The organism is Shewanella mangrovisoli (assembly GCF_019457635.1).
GTDB lineage: Bacteria > Pseudomonadota > Gammaproteobacteria > Enterobacterales > Shewanellaceae > Shewanella > Shewanella mangrovisoli.
This window is the reverse complement of record NZ_CP080412.1, coordinates 811,316-829,901: the sequence shown is the minus strand read 5'-3', so window position 1 is coordinate 829,901 and position 18,586 is coordinate 811,316. Positions and strand designations below refer to the sequence as shown.

Genomic DNA, 18,586 nt, shown 5'->3' with positions numbered 1-18,586 from the left:
CAATGTACTGCTGCGCTTTGGCTTAAGTCCTCAACAACCAAACGCCACCCATCCACCGTCGCCACCTTGGAGGAAACATGCCTGTAGAAGCCTCAGACAGCTTACAAGTCGAACAACGTCTCGACCAACTGAGCCATGCCCTCAATAGCGGTATGTTTGTGCATGTCAGGCAAATGCTGCAAAACATGGCGGCGTCGGATATCGCATTGATTTTAGAGTCCTCGCCCCCTAAGGCGCGGCAAGTGCTGTGGCAACTTATCGATCAAGATCAGCTCGGGGATATTCTCGATGAACTCAGTGAAGAGTTAAAAGATCCGCTGATCCGCGCCATGAGCCCTGAGCGGGTCGCCAAGGCGACCGCCAGTATGGATACGGACGATCTCGCTTATATCCTGCGAAGCTTGCCAGATACCGTCTATAAGCAAGTATTGCAGTCAATGAGCCTGCAAAACCGCCAGCGGGTCGAGCAAGCACTCTCCTACCCCGATGAAACTGCGGGCAGCCTAATGAACACAGATACTGTGACCTTAAGGCCCGATGTGAATATCGATGTGGTACTGCGTTATTTGCGCCAACGGGGCAATCTGCCCGATACCACTGACACCTTATACGTGGTGGATAAGCACGATCGCGTACTTGGCGGGGTCAAACTTGCGGATCTGCTCACCTGCGATCCCAATACTCATATCAGCAGTATTATCGATACCGATATCGAAAGTATTCCCGTGGGCATGTCCGACAGTGAAGTCGCGCAGCTGTTCGAGCGCCATGACTGGGTATCCGCCCCCGTGGTCGATAGTGAGGGCAAGTTACTCGGGCGTATCACCATCGATGACGTGGTGGATGTTATCCGTGAAGACGCCGAGCACTCCATGATGGGGATGGCGGGGATGGACGATGATGAAGATACCTTCGCCCCTGTGGTGAAGAGTACTTTCCGCCGCTCGCTCTGGTTGACGATTAACCTGTTTGCCGCCCTACTGGCAGCCTCTGTCAGCAATATGTTTGAAGGCACAATCGAACAATTCGCCACGATTGCGATTTTAATGACAATTGTCCCGAGCATGGGCGGAGTCGCGGGCAATCAAACCTTAGCTCTTGTTATCCGTGGGATTGCCTTGGGTCATATTGGCCAGAGTAACGCCCGCTGGCTGATTGGCAAAGAACTTGCCATTGGCTTTTTAAACGGCCTCATGTGGTCGATTTTGGTGTTTATCGCGGTATTAGTTTGGAAAGATGATATGGCGCTTGCCAGCCTGATTGGCGGCGCAATGCTCATCAATATGACAGTCGCAGGACTCGCTGGCGCCAGTATTCCGCTGATCTTAAAGCGCTTAAAAGTGGATCCTGCGTTAGCGGGCGGCATGGTGCTCACCACAGTCACCGATGTGATTGGTCTGTTTGCCTTCCTAGGATTAGCGACCCTGTATTTAATGCACTAGTACTCAACCTGCTAAAACAGACAACAAAAATGGCGCCAAAGGGCGCCATTTTAATAAGTCGATTAACTTTATTTTTTGGGCGGCTGAAAACCATAACCCGTTAAAATCGCTTGTCCCTCAGGGGATAAAATAAACTCGGCTAAAGGCGCGGCTGCATTATTGGCATCCTTTAACACCAATAAGCCATAGTTGGCACCGACCGCTAGCTCAGGCGGTAAATCGACAATCTTGAGGCTAGGCACTTCTTTTTGTGCCAGCACCGCATTGGTGCAATAGGTTAAGAACACATCCGCCTGCTTATGTTCCATCACCCAAGCATAGGGATTACGATCTTTCGGCGGTTTAGCACTTTCAGGCCCACCCGTTAGCTGCAAGGCTTTGGTTTCTAATGTGGTTTTTGCATTGGCTTTTAAGGCTTCGGCTTTCGCAAACACGGCCCAAGCATAATCCCCCGCGGGATCGGCTTTTGCCGTTGATGTCCCGACTTTAGTTTGCGGCGCGAGCAGGGTATCTAATAAATTCGCACTGGTGAGTGGCACATCCGCCTGGGCAATGGCACAGAGCTGGTTACGGGCAAACATTTGCACCTCTTGACCCACTCCCGCATCGACTAAGGCCTGCGGGTGTTTCATATTCGCCGAGGCGAAGATATCGACTCGCTCACCCTCTTGGATCCGCTTGAGTAATAAGCCCGAAGGCGCATATTGCGCCGCGACTTTGGCGTCGGATTTCGCTTGATAAGCGGCAATAATATCGTTCATCGCCGCCTTTAAACTGCCTGCGGCCCTGAGTTCAATTGGTGCAGTCGCCTCAGTGCTCATCGGCGCGCCTTGTGCTATTCCCGCCATCAATGTCGCCCCTAAACTGATTGCGAACACTAAACCTTGTTTTGCCATGCTGTACTCTCCATTCACACAGAAATGTCCTAGTGCATACAAGACGGCAAAACCTTTAGCGGATCAAGTATTACCGCTGCTGGATAAATGCAAATCGGGACGATTGTGGCCAAGATCACTTAAGTCTTTTAGGTGACTGGACAAATTGTCCACTAAGGAAAATTAGTTCCCTAATGCCCCCTAGAGCACATAGTTCGTTCACACAAATTGCCACCCAGTGCAGAAAGTAAAAAGTCGCCCGTAGGCGACTCTTATTTTATGGCAATTATTGCCCCGTTGGGGTTAACACAATTTCCACTCGACGGTTTTGGGCGCGACCTGCGGCATTCGCATTCGATGCGATAGGGCTCGCCTTACCCATGCCCTTCGATTTAACCCGAGCAGAAGCCACACCTTTGCTCATCAGGTAGTTGCCCACTTCGCTGGCACGCACTTGTGATAGACGTAGGTTGTAAGCATCTGAACCGCTGCTATCGGTGTAACCTAATACGTTCAGTTGAGTCTTGCTGTATTCCTTGGCCACCAGCGCTACTGAGTTCAATACGCGCTTAGCACCATCACTCAGCTCAGTTTGGTCGACACCAAAAGTCACTTCGTTTGGCATGTTGAGAATAATATTGTCACCGTCGCGGGTTACACTCACACCTGTCGACGCCAATTGTTGGCGCAGTTTGGTTTCTTGCACATCCATGTAATAACCAATACCACCACCGACGGCGGCGCCAGAGGCTGCACCAATTAAAGCACCTTTACCGCGGTCACTCTTACTTGATGACGCAACCCCAACAGCCGCACCGGCAACCGCACCAATTAAGGCGCCAGTCGTCGCTTTCGCCGTTTGTTGTTCGTTGGTATAGGGATTGACAGTCGAGCATCCCGAGGCAATCAGGGCACTGGTAATCACGACAATTGCCAGCTTTGACGCTGGCAGAGATTTAATCAGAGAAGGCTTCATCATTTATGACCTCATAACATGATTGATGATGGTATTTGCCCGCCAAAAGGCAAAGGGCGTGGCAAGTCGCCAAAAGACACCATAAAAACCGCAGTATATAAACATTCTCTGTTGAGACAATCTTTAATCGCTTTATCGCTCAGTTTATGACTGATTTAATCGAAAACAACACTAAATGGAAACATATCAAGATCATCTGCACAACATTTAGAGTAAAAGCACTGAAATAGTGCAAGCTGCACCGTTTCTGACATGACTCAAAAAATCCACCGTTTGAAACATTTTAATAAGCCTATGATTTTAAATAAAAATACAAATTTTAAAAAATTGGCACGGATCTTACATACTAATAAATAGGTAGAAGAGCAGAGACGCTCAAGCGACTCACTCAACACCTTAAGTAAGCTGTTTGACATCGATGGACGTTAATCTAAGTGCCCGTTGTGAGGCATGGTAATCGAAGCACAATCCCAAAGCGGATTGAGGAGGAAGAGATGAAACATCTGATGAAACTTATTAGTCATTGTCGCCACGAATGGTTGTCCCTGCGCCACCTAGGACATAGCCAGTGGGATATAGAGCAGCGTCACTAATCAGCAAGGAAAACACCGAAAGAACCAGCAAGTAGACAGATCATAGAGTAAGAGGGATAGCCCATGGGAATCGCCAATCATAGTCTTAAACCTGATGTTATTTTTGAAGTGAAAGTTAAAGGCAGATTACTCTCTGATGTCGCACGACAGTACGGTATTTCGGCTAAAGCGGTTTACCAATGGGTAAGGGAAAGTGAGCAACAGCCGCAGCAAAGGGAATGCGCGTTAATGACTGAAATAGCGCAATTGCAGAAACGCATTAAACAGCTAAACAGTGAATTACGCACTATAGGTTGAGGTGACCTCGCCAGTGCCCTTATCGACAAGGCCGGACCCCATTGCATATTGCCCTGTAGGTCTAACGCGATATGAAAGTTGTGCTAAAAACAATAATAACAGCGCCCTTTTACGTCCGGCCTTGTCATCCAATTAATTGAATTAGATATAAATAACAGTTTAGACAGGGTCGGATGGGTATCTATTATCGCTCCCCAACGACCTAAGATATAAATCGTACAAATAACAATAATAACTGTGCTGTTTACTATCCGACTCTGTCAACTTAATGCTCAAAGGGTATGCAATAGCAACAAAGGAAAGGTTTTGACAAGGCTTTAGAGGGAGTTATCTCCCCCAAAGATCAAATATGTGAATTGTGCTCCCCCAAGTCACGAACATATTACCCTCTTGGGTCTTGTCCTTTTATTCACGGATCAATGATGATCCAGCGCTAGGCTAGGATAGCGCGCCACGGATGGCTGTGTTGCTTGCAACACCTCAGGTTTCGGCAAGGCTCGAGGGAGTTATCTCCCCCAAAGATTAAATATGTCGATTGTACTCTCCGACCAATCCAACATATTTTCTCCCTTTGGTCTTGTCCTTTTATTAAGTGGTTCAATGGAAAGGAAGGGGAATTTGCCCAGCCAAGGATGGCACTGTGAGATATTCAAAATCAATAACTTAATAATATTCTCCAATAAAAAAGACGCTTATAAGCGTCTTTTTTATTGGGATGTCAGCTAATAGTTTTCGTTAGCTTCTTGAAGTCGCAGCTTACGCTCCTGCGCCTCATCATAGGCGGCTTGAATTTCATCCAATACAGAATTGACATCGGCATCGACTAATACTTCGGTAAACTTACCCGTGAGTGGCGTATCCGCTTTTAATTGTCCCGCCTCAAACAGCGCCCACATTTCTTTGGCATATTGGGTCTTGAGCAGCTCGGGAGCGTACTGGCCATAATATTGCGTCATGTTGTTAACATCACGCTCCAGCATCCATTTCGCATGGTTGTTAGCCGCGGCATCGACAGCTTGAGGTAAATCGATAATCACCGGGCCATTAGCATCCACTAGGACGTTAAATTCGGATAAGTCGCCATGGACTAAACCAGCGCAAAGCATACGTTTAACATAGGTCATCACTAACCCATGGTCGTGGATGGCTTGCTCGGCATTAAAGCTCACATCATTCAAACGGGGCGCGACATGGCCTTCGCTGTCGGTGACGAGTTCCATCAACAATACGCCATCGAAACAGCCGAAGGGCGTAGGCACTCTGACCCCCGCATCGGCTAAACGAAACAACGCATCGACCTCGGCGCTCTGCCAAGCCTCTTCCATCTGTTCGCGGCCAAATTTGGAGCCTTTTTCCATCGCCCTAGCGCGGCGGCTATTACGGACCTTACGCCCCTCTTGGTAAACCACCGCCTGCTTAAAACTGCGTTTCTCCGCTTCCTTATATACCTTGGCGCAGCGAATATCCTCACCACAGCGTACCACGTACACTGTAGCCTCTTTACCGCTCATCAGTTGGCTAATGACTTCGTCAACCAGCCCTTCATCAACCAGAGGTTGGATTCGTTTAGGAGTTTTCATACCGACCTTATACCTTACTTAGGCGTAAGATGGAATGTGCCGGGCAAATCTTCATATAAAAGCAGCCTTATAAAGAGGATAGATAAAAAGATTCAGTTAAAGATACCTGACTTCAGTAAAAACTAAAGCACCTCGCGCAGGAACACAATAGCTAAACGCAGTGGATTTACCGTCAGTAAAGCTGCTGAAAATTACCCTCTATTGCCTGTACCTTGGCTTAACGAGCGCATCGATTGAATCAAGCAACAAGACACTGAAATCCATTGTGATTTATACGAAGAGTGCTATCACACTGCCCACGGTTGCGGCGACTTTCAGCAATTGCCCGGCTTTGTAGTAGCCTTGGTTGCCCTCTTGAGGTGGAGTTTCGCGATCACAAAGAGGTTCATGGGTCTTAGGTTCTGCCAAACCAAGCGCGCCATGGGCGAAAGATTGCAGGGCGCCGACCTCTGTCGGAGTATTGTTATCACTTGATTCTTGAGGTTCAGTGCCTTTTTTAAGTTCTGCTTGCATCTCTTTTGAAGACGTCGAAGCCGTCGCCATGTGCGGCGCAGACCGTTTTACTCCCAAGGGCGAGCTATCTGATGGCGGCAGCGGAGCCAACATAAGGATTTCCAACACAAGATACTGAAAAGTAAAACTAACATTAACTCAATGCCTTAGCATTATTGCATCGCACGAGTTGTGACTCAGATAGGAAAAGTCCCCCAGAACTCTGCGCCAGCTAACCGTATTCGCGGCGAAATATAGCGCTAGCTCTCCCCTTCCCTAGGCTTTATGCTGATGCCATTTTGTGACTTGTCAGATCTTAGAATGCGCTACCTTAATTTTGCTTTGGCTCTTACCGCCCTCTCCCTCACCCAATGCACTAGCCTCTCACTCGAGGAATGTCGAGATAATGACTGGTACGCCACGGGTTTAGCCGACGGTAATCGGGGCGCTAACGCGAGTCAGCTCAATCAGTATCAGCAGGATTGTCGTGAGTTTAATCTCAGAGTGGATGCAGCCCAGTGGCAACAGGGATATCAGCAGGGACTTATCAGCTATTGTCTGCCCGAAAATGGCTATCGCGTAGGTTTAGCTGGAGAGAATTACTATGGCGTTTGTAACAACAATCAGTTTGTTGAGCGTTATAACCAAGGACACGAGCAGTATCTGGTGAATAAACGTCTAGCCGAAATTGCCGACCGCTTAAATGCTATCGATAGCGAGATCAGTAGCATCAACAACAAGCTAAACAACCTCACCGATAAAGCCGAACTGCTAAAGCAAAAGAACGCCCTATTGAACGAGAAAAACCATCTCCTCGACGAAAGACAACGCCTTCGCCGGGGCGATATCCGCTTTGAGTTTCGCTTCTAAGCGTTCGCCTCAGACTAGTTTGAGGGACAAGAATGGCTTAAGGGATAAGCCATCACTTAGAGATAGCTTCTTTGGTACTAATAATACTGATTTTGTTGGCGACTTTAATCTTGTTAACCTTAGGCACTCGCAGGAAGAAGCCATAATAGAGCAAGCTAGCGGATGTCCAAGCGATGGCCAAACTCCATAAATCATGGCTTAAGAAATGGGCACCACGCAGCTCCTGCGCAAAACCAAACACCGCACCTAAAACAATGCCGAAGATTAAGCCGGCCTTAGCATACTGTGGGCGGTATTCCTTCAACACATAATAGCTTGCGACCCAAGCAAAACCGCCACTCGAATGTCCACCGGGGAAACACTGACCAAACTCGGCGCCCTCTGGCAAACGAGCAAATAGGGATGAGTGCATCATGCGACCGCCAAACTCAAGCACATCCCAGGGACAAGTCATATGGGTAAGACTCTTACCAAGGCGCACTAAGACCACACTCGCTAGCACACTGCAAAACAAATAGATAAAACCTTTACGATAAGGTCGCAACTTGTCGACGCGAAAGCTTAAGCCAATGCAACTAACGACGACTACGGCAAGCAGAATCACCAGATTTCGCCCAGTGACATGCAGCAGCCCCTCTGTCAACCAATGGCCACGCAAAGGCCAAGAATCGACCCCACCCTGCCAGTGAAATAACAAGCTGGCGAACCGCATATCGGCATGGGTCAGTTCGAGCCAAAAAATAATCACCGCAAACACAAGCCAAGGTGTGAGCAAATGTCCCTTTGCAAAACTGAAAAATGTCGTCCTAACATTACTTTTCATAATGTAATGCACTTAGTTATCCACTCGCCAAAATACCCAGCACCAGACTACGGGCGAATTCTTATCAAAAGCTTAAGGAAACCAAAACACGGAAATTAACATAGTTTTTACAAAATAAGGCGAACTTAATCGTGCTGGAAAACTCGAAAACGAAGAAAAAGGCTATAGTGTATAAATAACAAAGTGCTTTTTGGATGAGCCTCAAATGCCCTACAAGTTTGCCCTCCAACAATCTCAAAAAGAACGTTTATTCGCGGATATCGCTATTGATACAGGCAAGATTACCGTGCCGCCTGAGATGCTAGAGAATTGGCAACAAACCTTAGATCTACTCTCCGAGATAGTGGATACACCGGCCGCGCTTATCATGCGTGTTCACCCTACCGAGATTGAAGTATTTGCCTCGAGCCATAGTCAGGGAAATCCCTACAAGCCCCACGATAAAGAGCATTTAGGCCATGGCCTGTATTGCGAAACCGTGATGAAAGAATGTCGAGAGCTCCACATCCCCAACGCTTTGAAGGATGCCGATTGGGATAAAAATCCCGACATAAAACTGGGGATGATTGCCTATTGTGGGCTGCCCTTGCATTGGCCCGATAACAGCACCTTCGGCACCATTTGTATGCTCGACAGTAAGGAGCGCAACTACAGCCAGCAGTTCCGCAGTTTATTGGCACGATTTCAAAATGCTATCGAAACCAATCTGATCACTCTGTTCCAACAGGCTAAGTTGCAGCTCCATAACCAACAACTCGAACAGAAAGTGCAGCAACGCACCCATGAACTGGCAGAACTCAGCGCCAAGTTAATCCGTGAAATAGAAACCCGTACTACGACCGAAAGCTCGCTTGAGTATCATAAGAGCTACGATCCGCTGACGGGGTTACCCAACCGGCTCAATCTCATCAATACCCTAGCGAATATGCTGGAAGAGATTAATCGTAAAGAAAAAATCTCTGTGTTTTACTTAGGGCTGCGTAACTTCAAATCCATTAACGACAGCTACGGTTATCTTATCGGCGATAAGATACTCACCATCTTGAGCCAACGCTTACAGCATTGCACAGACGGTCATACCTTTATTGCCCGCATCGCAGGGGCGGAGTTTGTATTGGTGCAAGCTCATAAACCCTCACAGCGCGAAACGAATAAAGTGCTTAATCAGATCATCAACTGCTGCAATTCGCCCTTTGGTATCGCCGACTTTGTGATCACTATTCCTTCGTCAATCGGCATAGCCCAGGCACCAAGCGACGGTATTGATGCCGCAACCCTGCTGCAAAAAGCAGGTGCCGCCATGACCATTAGTAAGGCCGAGGGCACACCCTATAGCTTTTTTAATCAAGATACCCAAACGGCGCTGAGCCAGCGTTATCAGCTCGAGTCCCACTTAGTTGATGCACTGCAAAAAAACGAACTGAGCCTTCAATATCAGCCCTTTATCGAGTTGAAAACTCACAAAGTGATTGGCGCTGAAGCGCTGCTGCGTTGGCACAATCCCGTGCTAGGACAGGTTCCCCCCGACCGATTTATCGCCTTAGCCGAACGTAATGGGCAAATCATGGAGATAGGTAACTTTGTGCTCCACAGCGCCATTAAACAGGCCGCCGACTGGTGCCGAATACTGCAGCGGGACTTTAAAATCGCCATCAATATCTCCCCCGTGCAAATGCGTAATCCCCGCTTTGCCGAACATATTGCCGAGCTACTAACCCTTTACCAATTACCTGCCACGGCACTGGAGCTCGAGATCACCGAAGGAATGCTATTGCAGGACGAGCATTTAGCCCATAACGCTATTCAGCAATTGCAGGAACTGGGGATCCGCATCTCACTCGATGATTTTGGCACCGGCTACTCTTCCCTAAGCTATCTGCAAAAGTATTCCTTCGATACCTTAAAAATCGACCGCTGCTTTATCAGTAAGCTCGAAAACAGCGAGCAGGACAGGGAGTTAACTAAGGCCATTATCGCCATAGGTAAAAAGCTCAAACTTAAGGTGATTGCCGAGGGAGTAGAAAACACCCATCAGGACAGTTTTATCCGCAGTGAAGAATGCGATTTAGGCCAAGGCTATCTCTATGGCAAACCCATGACGCCAGCGCAGTTTGAGCGGGATTTTATCCGCAAGCCAGAGGCTTAAATTCATTTTGTAAAGAAAGCACTGTGACTTGATGCCGTCATGCCTCGTTAATATCAAACAAATAAACATCTAGATTGAATAAGCACAAACAAATAGTCCGTTAAAATAAAAAGCCCCCGCAACCTAAATTGCGGGGGCTTTGCTATGAGGGGTTAGCTCATATTCAAGGATGTTTACTTGTAAGTTGCTTCGCGTTTTTTCGCTTCTTCATCCCACTTAGGTAACACGTCTTTCTTGAATGCTTCTTTCTCTGCATTCATCTTGTCCATGTCCATACCCAGTGCAGCTTGAGCTTTCGCTTTGGTAGAGATATCAGGGATAGCAACCGCGTCAGTCACGCCTTTCTTCGCCAGTAATTGGGCTAATTTCACGCGAGCATCAGCCGCTTTATCAACTGCAGTACCTAGGATACGCAGTGCTTCTTCTGGCGCGTGAGCCGCAACACCGTGAGAAGCAATCGCGAAGTCCCAGCGCCATTGAGCGTGACGGATATCAGTCAGGATTGGCTTCATTTCGGCTTCAGTGGCACCCACTTCCCACGCCTTAGCGGCTTCGAAGTGTGCTTTCACTAATTGACCTTCCGCGCGAGCTTTCAGCTCTTTCACTTTGGCATAACGCTCTTTAGTGATGCCTTCTAAGAACTCTTTGCTTTGGCTATGGCAAGTTGCACAGGTTTCGTCGAAGCGATCGAATGGGTTACCCACTTTATGATCTGTGTACTTACGACCTTTGTCGTTAGTCACTTTAGGCATGTGACAATCAACACAGCTCACATCGTTCTTACCGTGTACGCCCAGTTTCCAAGTTTCATAACCAGGGTGTTGTGCCTTCAGCATTGGTGTTTTAGACAGCGCATGAGTCCAGTCAGAGAACTCGATAGCATCGTAGTAAGCTTCCATCTGTTCAACAGTAGTACCTGAATCCCATGGGAATTTTACGAAACCTTTGCGATCGTCTTTCTTCTCGAAATAGTATTCAACGTGGCACTGACCGCAAACCATAGATTGCTTGTCTTTCTTCGAAGCTTTGTCGAATGGTGTGCCGATAGTTTCCATTGCGCGCTCAGCGAATGGACGTGAAATACGTAGTTTAGGGGTGCCTTTTTCGTGGCAGTCGCTACAACCGATAGTGTTAACGACTTCAGGACCACCTTTAGCCCACTTGCCTTTGAAGTAACCGTCTTCACCTTGTTCTTCGATCAGGCGAGGTACGTCAGGGCTCTTACAGCTCCAACAGGCCATTGGCATTGGGCCGTCTTCGGCATTGGCTGGTGCGCCAGTACGTAGCGTATTACGCACGTCAGTCACGGCATACATATGGCCGCGAGGTGCGTTATAGTCTTTTGCGAAACCATAACCGGCCCACAGGATCACTAAGCTTGGATCGCCCGCTAATGCGTCGGTGATCTCTTCACTTTTTGCGGTGTCATGCCAGCTATTGTATTGATTAGCAAACTTATCTTTGTATACTTCGTTGCGTGGCTCGGTCTTATCGCTTGCCATCGCACCCGCCGCCATGAAGCTCGCGGCAACCAATGCACTGAGTGCAAAGGACTTACCTGTCATCTTCTTCATCATCTCATCTCCGTGTTGCATTATTTTAATAAATCACGACATCTCCAAGGCCAAAGTTAGTGGCTTAAACCCTCCAAAGACATACCTCTTAGGGGGTATCTAGAACGAAGTTTGCGCTAGATCAAAATGTAATAGTGTTGTTGTTCACACTTTTATGTTTTCGTTAATGTAGTACATTATTTTCTAATGTAAAACACGACTAAAGTGCCATTAAATCAATGGCCCATATATTAGGTAATGGACATATGAAACGAGGCAGCCTTACCTCTAAAATTTTGGGTTTAATGTTAGTACTGATTTTGCTTTCTAGCAGCTTGGCCATCTTCGCAATCATCAATTTGTCTTACAGTTTAGGCGATGCAAAGGCCATCAACGCCTCGGGTTCACTGCGGATGCAAAGTTACCGGCTGATGTTTTATGCCAATTCGGGCAGTGACGCCGCTCAAGAGAAGATTGCCGAGTTTGAAAACACCTTGCACTCCGAGGCATTGCAACCTTCCACGGGTTGGCTTAGCCCGAAAAAGATCGCCGATCAGTATCAGCTCGTCATCGATAAATGGCTGGTGATGAAGTACTACATAGAGCAGGAAAATTCCCGCGACTACGCAGCCTCACTCAAGGACTTTGTCGATACCATTGATTTATTGGTGTTAGAAATGGAACACCATGCCGCTTTTAAGCTGCGCCTGCTTGCCGCGAGCCAGATTTTTGGGCTTGGGTTGATGCTCGCCATCGCCTTTTTAGCGGTACGTTTTACCAAGCGAAAAGTCGTAGTGCCCTTACAGCAGTTAATGGAATCGGCCAACACCATTTCTAAGGGTAACTTTGAGATAGAAATGCCCGAGACCGAATATATTGAGCTCACCGCCCTAACCCACGCGCTACAAAAAACTGCCCGCGAGCTCGCGACCCTGTATGGCAACCTAGAATCCCAAGTCGCCGAAAAGACTCTCGCGCTCACCAGAGCAAATAATGAACTCGCATTTTTATACGATAACCTATTGACGCTTAACGCGAATAAGCTCGACTACAAGGCGCTTAGAGCGGCGTTAAATCAATTAAAGGATTATGAGTCTATCGACTATTTACGGCTCATTATTCAGTACCCAGAGCAAGAGTTAGAAGTAGTTGAAGCCGATGGTGGTTGGCCGGAAGATACCCAAAACAGTACCCGCTTCCCACTGCAATTTGAGCAGGCCGACTTAGGTTACTTAGAGCTGATTTCGGCGCAGGATACGAATACACCGCTGTTTAAAAACTTCGCCATCATGCTCACTCGCTCCATCGTTATCCATAACGCCACCGAGCAGCGACAGCAACTGGCCTTGATGGAAGAACGCGGCGTTATCGCTAGGGAATTACACGACTCCCTCGGCCAGGTACTGTCCTTCCTCAAAATCCAAATTAGCTTGCTGCGCAAAAACTTGGATCATAGTTGCCGCAGCCCTGCGATCGAGGGGCAACTGACGGAAATCAATGAAGGCGTCAGTACAGCCTATGTACAGCTCAGGGAGTTATTATCCACCTTCAGATTAACCATCAAAGAACCGAATCTGAAGAACGCGATGGAAGCCATGCTAGAACAGCTTAGGGCCAATACCGATATCAAGATCCATCTCGATTACAAACTCTCGCCCCAATGGCTCGAGGCGAAGCAGCATATTCATATTCTGCAGATCACCCGTGAGGCTACACTCAACGCGATAAAACATGCCAATGCCAGCCAGATCAATATTCGCTGTTATAAAGATGACAATGGCATGGTCAATATCAGTGTGAGCGATAACGGTATAGGAATTGGCTATCTAAAGGAGCGGGATCAACACTTTGGCATAGGGATCATGCATGAGCGTGCCAGTAAATTAGCCGGTACTGTTGTATTTAGTAGCAATGATACGCACACTAATAGCAAGGGAATTACTGAACAACTAGACCAAGAACAACCGGATGTGCCCTTAGCGTCTAATAACAAATCCAATTTGTCACAGGGAACCAAAGTTACTTTAATCTTCCCTTCCCAACAGGAGCCTACACATGGGTAAACCTTATTCAGTCCTCGTGGTCGATGACCATCCCCTCCTACGTAAAGGGATCTGCCAACTGATCGCCTCCGATCCGGATTTTAGTCTCTTCGGCGAAGTCGGCGGAGGCTTAGACGCCCTAAGCGCCGTTGCCACCGATGAGCCCGATATTGTACTGCTCGATCTGAATATGAAGGGAATGACAGGACTCGATACCCTCAATGCTATGCGCCAGGAAGGCGTCACCTCACGGATAGTGATCCTCACAGTGTCGGATGCCAAACAAGATGTTATTAGACTGCTACGCGCGGGCGCCGATGGATATTTACTGAAAGATACCGAGCCGGATCTGCTGCTCGATAAGCTCAAAAATGCCATGTTGGGCCACAGAGTGATCAGCGATGAGGTTGAAGAATATCTGTACGAGCTAAAAAATGCCGCCGATGAGCAGGAATGGATTTCAAGCCTCACGCCAAGGGAACTACAGATCCTGCAACAGCTGGCAGAAGGGTTAAGTAACCGAATGATTTCAGAGCACTTACATATCAGTGAAGGCACGGTAAAAGTGCACGTTAAAAATCTGCTGCGTAAGGCCAATGCCAAGTCGAGAACCGAAATGGCGGTAAGGTATCTGAATAACTAATGCTTCAAATAGTGATTCAGCACTAAGCTAAAAAAACAAAGGCAATCAATCGATTGCCTTTATTGTCTGCCGGAGTAGAAATTTGTGCTATCGCCCTTTTTGCACAAACTCATACCAACTTAGCAGAGCTTCCTCTAAATCCTCTAATCCACAATAGGCTTCCGATTCCGCATCGTAGAGGGACATCGATTCCTCGAGTTCATACTCTTGCTCAAACCCTAAGGCATTGGCATAAATGCGCGCCTGCTCTTCATCCAGATCTAGGGTGAGATCGCCGCCGATTAACCGCCAAGAATCACGCTTACCCGCTTGAATTTCTTTGATAATATCGAGCACTTGTTGAATTTTGGCTAACTCTGGCCCCAACTCTTCCGAAAACCATTGGCCCAGCACTTCATGGTCCATACTAAAGCTGGCTAAATAAGTGCCCATCAAACTGTTACGCCGAAATTCATATTCCATTTTATCTTCTCAATGCATTACAACTATGGCTAATTTTAATCTATTTCATCGTAACTTGCTTGGCCAGCAATTTAGCCCCACCAAGGGCTGTAATTGTCAGCACAATCATCGCCTAGACTTCATTTTCACAACGAAATCAGTTAGCTTGAGTCCATGATTTAGCAAGAGATGGAATGCGTAATGCACGATGGATTTATCTACAGCTTAGTGCTTAGCGGCGCGCGCGCAGGGTCAACCTTAACCCCGGAAGAGCTTGAAAACTGGGATCCCAAGGATGGGCTGATCTGGATACACCTACGTTATCGCCACAAAAAAGCCCGCCACTGGGTATTAAATAGCGGCTTGAATAAAGTCGAAAGCGACGCCCTGCTCGCCCAGGATACTCGCCCGCGAGCCGTACTGGCTGGTGAAGGCGTTTTGCTGGCCCTACGCGGGGTTAACTTAAACCCCAATTCTGCCCCAGAAGACATGGTCGCGGTGCGTATTTACGCGGATAAACAGCGGATTATCTCTACCTGCGATCGTGAGCTGCTCTCTGTCAAAGATGTTGCCGAACTCATCATGGAAGGCGCAGGTCCCACCACCACTGGGGACTTTATCGTCGCCGTTTGCGAAAGACTCACCACCCGTAAAGTTGATTTTATCGACACCCTCGAAGAGCAACTGTCGGAGTTAGAAGAACAAGTGGTCTCTGGCAATGTGAAAGATTTACGTACTGACATCGCCGAGCTACGCAGGCAAACCGTGGCGCTGCGCCGTTATTTAGGCCCGCAGAAAGAAGCTTACGCTAAGATGCTGTCCGATCAGTTTGTACTGTTTAACGAGCCCGAAAGACTCAAGATGCGCGAAACCACGGATAAGCTTATTCGCACCATTGAAGACTTAGACGCCCTGCGTGACCGAGCCAATGTGACCCAGGAAGAATTACTCAGCCAGCAATCGGAGCAGCTAAACAAGCGCTTGTATTTCTTATCCTTAGTCTCGGCAATCTTCTTACCGCTAGGCTTTTTAACCGGCTTGCTTGGGGTGAATATTGGCGGCATTCCCGGTGCGGATAACACCTGGGCCTTTGCGACCTTCTGCGGCATTCTTATCTCGCTGGTCGCCCTGCAAATGGCACTCTTCTATCGCTTTAAGTGGTTGTAGACTGGAATAAAAAACGCCAATCACATGATTGGCGTTTTGTTTTGTGGATTGCCGTTACTGCGGCAACTCAAACAGATTCGTCATGACTTTATACAGCTCAGTGCCTTGATGCACTGACGCCGAGGCAAAATGGAGTATGGGCACACAATCCTGCGGCAAACTTAGCGTCGTCAGTTCCAGCTCACTGCCATATAAGTCAAGGCGCAGCAGATTGACTAAGGTCTCACCCGCCGCCAGCAGTTCTCCCACGGGCGCCACATATTCCACCAATCCCGCCATAGGCGCATGGTACTTTTTGTAATCCTTAAGATAACAGCCAAAACGCGGCATCTTTGCGGGCGCCACTCGCTCGGCGATCACCCCACGATGACTCAAGTAGGCCAAAATCCCCTGAGCATCGACTAAAGCATCCTCAAGGCAAATGCGTTCTTGGCTCGCCAGTTCCAAGGTAAAGGCCGAAACGGCGATCTCGAGATCCCGCCCCTGTGCTTTAGCGACTTCACTCAATTGCCACCAAGGGCAAAATGCCGCTTCATCCATAGCCCCGCCAAAACTATTGGGGATCACTAAGGTGTAAGGAATCGAGAAATACTGCGCCGCTGTAAGGTCATATTCAGGGCAATACAAGTGTTTACAGGATTTAGGCCCGGTATGCAGATCCAATACAATATCCGCCTCGTGGGCCATGGCCTGCAGGTTAACCGCTAATCTGTGGCCTGTCGTCACGCCCCACTCGTTGCGCAAACGCTGCTGACACGCCTCAACTAAGGTGCTGCGGTAAGCTTGGATAAGCGCGCTATCGCTCAGCTCGGCATGTTCACGGTACCAAGCGGGTAAATCAATCGAATGATTTAAGTACTCGCGGTTCCAGTTTGCCCCTGTGATAGGGTCAAAACGTCCCAGCGTAAACTCGCCACTCTTTTGATTTATCCCCAGCGGATTCGCTAAGGGCACTAAGGTGATTTCCCCTAAGATGTCGCAGTGCTCGAGCTGCTTCATCAATTGAAAAATCACCGCATTGCCCTGCACCTCGGCGCCGTGAACATTGGCCTGAATATACACTTTAGGGCCAGCGACTTGGCCACTTGGCTTAAAGTGGTAAATCGGCAGGGTGAGTGCTTGCCCTGCGGCAAGCTCCCCAATGGTTAAAGACGATGCAGTCGGTTGCATATTACGCACCTTCGAACAGGTTTTCGTGTAGGGCTTTAACCACTTGCGCCGCTTCTGATTCGGCTACCAATACGCACAAGTTATGCGGGCTGGCGCCTTGGCAGATCATGCGCACATTGTGGGGCTCAAGCACTTCAAACACCCGGCGGCAAATGCCCGCAGTGGTGGCAATCCGGTTACCGATAATCGCCACCAGTGCTAAACCATCTTCAACACGCACGCGGCAATGCTGTGATAATTCCTGCAACAGCGCTTCGCTCAATAGCCCCTGGCCGCTCGAATCAGAGCCAGTTTTATCTAGGGTAAGCGATACGTTAACTTCGGAGGTGGTGATCAAGTCCACACTGATCTTATGTCTTGCCAAGGTGGCAAAGGTTTCAGCCAAGAAGCCCTGAGCATGCAGCATTTGCAGGCTGTGTAAATTGAGTAGCGTTTGGTCGCGGCGCAACGCAACCGCGCGAAACACGGGCGCATCTTCAACCTGATGACGGATCCACGTACCGCCCTTTTCAGGCTCCTTACTTGAGCCGACAAACACTTGAATTTGTTGGCGCACCGCAGGCAGAATCGTCGCAGGGTGCAGCACTTTAGCACCGAAAGTCGCCATTTCGGCGGCTTCGTTAAAACTGATTTCGGCTATAGGATGGGCGTTTGGCGCAAGGCGTGGATCAGTTGTGTAAATCCCGGCCACATCGGTCCAAATCTCAACCGCGGAGGCTTTTAAAGCTTCGGCTAACAGTGCCGCAGAATAGTCGCTACCGCCACGGCCAAGCGTGGTGGTTTGTCCCGCCTCATCTGAACCAATAAAGCCTTGAGTCACAATCACTTGTTCAGATAACAGCGGCAGTAAATGCTCACGTGAGAGAGAGGCAATTTGCTCAACCTGTGGCTCGGCGCGGCCAAAATGGCTGTCGGTGCGCAGCACTCGGCGCACATCGAAGGCACTCGAGTTGGCGCCTTTTTCCCGTAATACCGCCGCAAATAATGCCGACGAACACTGCTCGCCAAGGGACAATAACTCATCCATGGTGGCCTTGCTGCGCTGAGATGCTAGCGCTTCGCTCAATACCGCCATACGGCTTAACAGCTTATCCAATGCCGCGGCTACATCGTTGGGACGACCCAGTTTATCTAAGATAGCGTATTGAATTTGCGCAATTTGCTTTAAGCGCTGTAAACGACTATCGTCGTTCATCGACTCTTGGGTGAGCTCAACCAAAAGGTTAGTCACGCCACTGGAGGCGCTAACCACCACTAAACGGCAATCAGGATTGCCCAGTACGATATCGGCGCAGCGATTCATTGCATCGTAATCGGCGACTGAGGTACCACCAAATTTTGCGACAACAAGAGACATTATCGTACCTCCGCAGAAGCAGAAGACACGGCACAAACTAGGATAAGATCTTGATTAACTAACATGATTACGCTCCGAACCAACTTCGTTCGAAGAGCCTGGTGCTCAATGATACGCAC

Annotated in this window: 16 protein-coding genes; 7 read left to right on the top strand and 9 right to left on the bottom strand. The window is 48.5% G+C overall.

Annotated features, from left to right (window positions below):
* Positions 1-77: 77 nt before the first annotated feature.
* Positions 78-1,442 (top strand): magnesium transporter, encoded by a 1,365-nt coding sequence (mgtE, locus tag K0H60_RS03655; RefSeq protein ID WP_011627202.1) that lies wholly within the window; start codon positions 78-80, stop codon positions 1,440-1,442.
* 68 nt (positions 1,443-1,510) lie between these two features.
* On the opposite strand, the gene K0H60_RS03650 is transcribed toward mgtE, so the two are convergent.
* Both K0H60_RS03650 and K0H60_RS03645 read right to left on the bottom strand, forming a co-directional pair.
* Positions 1,511-2,338 (bottom strand): molybdate ABC transporter substrate-binding protein, encoded by an 828-nt coding sequence (locus K0H60_RS03650; RefSeq protein ID WP_220057313.1) that lies wholly within the window; start codon positions 2,336-2,338, stop codon positions 1,511-1,513.
* 265 nt (positions 2,339-2,603) lie between these two features.
* Positions 2,604-3,296, bottom strand: a complete 693-nt coding sequence (locus tag K0H60_RS03645; RefSeq protein WP_220057312.1) for a YiaD family glycine zipper/OmpA-like lipoprotein — start codon at positions 3,294-3,296, stop codon at positions 2,604-2,606.
* Positions 3,297-3,949: 653 nt separating this feature from the next.
* On the opposite strand from K0H60_RS03645, the gene K0H60_RS03640 reads away from it, so the two are divergent.
* Complete coding sequence (locus K0H60_RS03640; RefSeq protein WP_220054666.1) at positions 3,950-4,183, top strand: transposase; 234 nt, start codon at positions 3,950-3,952, stop codon at positions 4,181-4,183.
* Positions 4,184-4,905: 722 nt separating this feature from the next.
* On the opposite strand, the gene K0H60_RS03635 is transcribed toward K0H60_RS03640, so the two are convergent.
* Complete coding sequence (locus K0H60_RS03635) at positions 4,906-5,763, bottom strand: PA4780 family RIO1-like protein kinase (RefSeq protein WP_220057311.1); 858 nt, start codon at positions 5,761-5,763, stop codon at positions 4,906-4,908.
* Between the two features lie 270 nt (positions 5,764-6,033).
* On the bottom strand, positions 6,034-6,369 hold the full coding sequence (locus tag K0H60_RS03630; RefSeq protein ID WP_258405789.1) for a hypothetical protein: 336 nt from the start codon (positions 6,367-6,369) through the stop codon (positions 6,034-6,036).
* Between the two features lie 207 nt (positions 6,370-6,576).
* Here K0H60_RS03630 and K0H60_RS03625 point away from each other — a divergent pair, with 207 nt between their 5' ends.
* Positions 6,577-7,125 (top strand): DUF2799 domain-containing protein, encoded by a 549-nt coding sequence (locus tag K0H60_RS03625; protein ID WP_220057310.1) that lies wholly within the window; start codon positions 6,577-6,579, stop codon positions 7,123-7,125.
* Positions 7,126-7,177: 52 nt separating this feature from the next.
* Here the strand turns inward: K0H60_RS03625 and K0H60_RS03620 are convergent, their stop codons facing one another.
* On the bottom strand, positions 7,178-7,948 hold the full coding sequence (locus K0H60_RS03620; protein WP_220057309.1) for a phosphatase PAP2 family protein: 771 nt from the start codon (positions 7,946-7,948) through the stop codon (positions 7,178-7,180).
* Positions 7,949-8,153: 205 nt separating this feature from the next.
* On the opposite strand from K0H60_RS03620, the gene K0H60_RS03615 reads away from it, so the two are divergent.
* Positions 8,154-10,094 carry a bifunctional diguanylate cyclase/phosphodiesterase gene (locus K0H60_RS03615; protein WP_220057308.1) on the top strand — a complete coding sequence of 647 codons (1,941 nt, stop codon included), beginning with the start codon at positions 8,154-8,156 and terminating at the stop codon, positions 10,092-10,094.
* 173 nt (positions 10,095-10,267) lie between these two features.
* Here K0H60_RS03615 and nrfA read toward each other — a convergent pair whose 3' ends face one another.
* On the bottom strand, positions 10,268-11,671 hold the full coding sequence (gene nrfA, locus K0H60_RS03610) for an ammonia-forming nitrite reductase cytochrome c552 subunit (protein WP_220054661.1): 1,404 nt from the start codon (positions 11,669-11,671) through the stop codon (positions 10,268-10,270).
* A 242-nt stretch (positions 11,672-11,913) separates the two neighbouring features.
* On the opposite strand from nrfA, the gene narQ reads away from it, so the two are divergent.
* Complete coding sequence (gene narQ / locus K0H60_RS03605; protein WP_011715835.1) at positions 11,914-13,710, top strand: nitrate/nitrite two-component system sensor histidine kinase NarQ; 1,797 nt, start codon at positions 11,914-11,916, stop codon at positions 13,708-13,710.
* Positions 13,703-14,332, top strand: a complete 630-nt coding sequence (locus K0H60_RS03600) for a response regulator (protein WP_011621455.1) — start codon at positions 13,703-13,705, stop codon at positions 14,330-14,332. The genes narQ and K0H60_RS03600 overlap by 8 nt, the downstream gene beginning before the upstream one ends.
* An 87-nt stretch (positions 14,333-14,419) precedes the next feature.
* Here K0H60_RS03600 and K0H60_RS03595 read toward each other — a convergent pair whose 3' ends face one another.
* Positions 14,420-14,794: a YacL family protein gene (locus K0H60_RS03595; RefSeq protein ID WP_220057307.1), complete on the bottom strand. Its 375-nt coding sequence runs from the start codon at positions 14,792-14,794 to the stop codon at positions 14,420-14,422.
* Positions 14,795-14,974: 180 nt separating this feature from the next.
* Here K0H60_RS03595 and K0H60_RS03590 point away from each other — a divergent pair, with 180 nt between their 5' ends.
* Entirely contained in the window at positions 14,975-15,940 is a 966-nt protein-coding gene (locus tag K0H60_RS03590; protein WP_220054659.1) for a zinc transporter ZntB, read from the top strand.
* 54 nt (positions 15,941-15,994) lie between these two features.
* Here K0H60_RS03590 and K0H60_RS03585 read toward each other — a convergent pair whose 3' ends face one another.
* Together K0H60_RS03585 and lysC are read right to left on the bottom strand one after the other, a co-directional pair.
* Entirely contained in the window at positions 15,995-17,110 is a 1,116-nt protein-coding gene (locus tag K0H60_RS03585) for a succinylglutamate desuccinylase/aspartoacylase family protein (protein ID WP_220057306.1), read from the bottom strand.
* Position 17,111: 1 nt separating this feature from the next.
* Positions 17,112-18,467 (bottom strand): lysine-sensitive aspartokinase 3, encoded by a 1,356-nt coding sequence (lysC, locus tag K0H60_RS03580; protein WP_220057305.1) that lies wholly within the window; start codon positions 18,465-18,467, stop codon positions 17,112-17,114.
* Positions 18,468-18,586 lie beyond the last annotated feature (119 nt).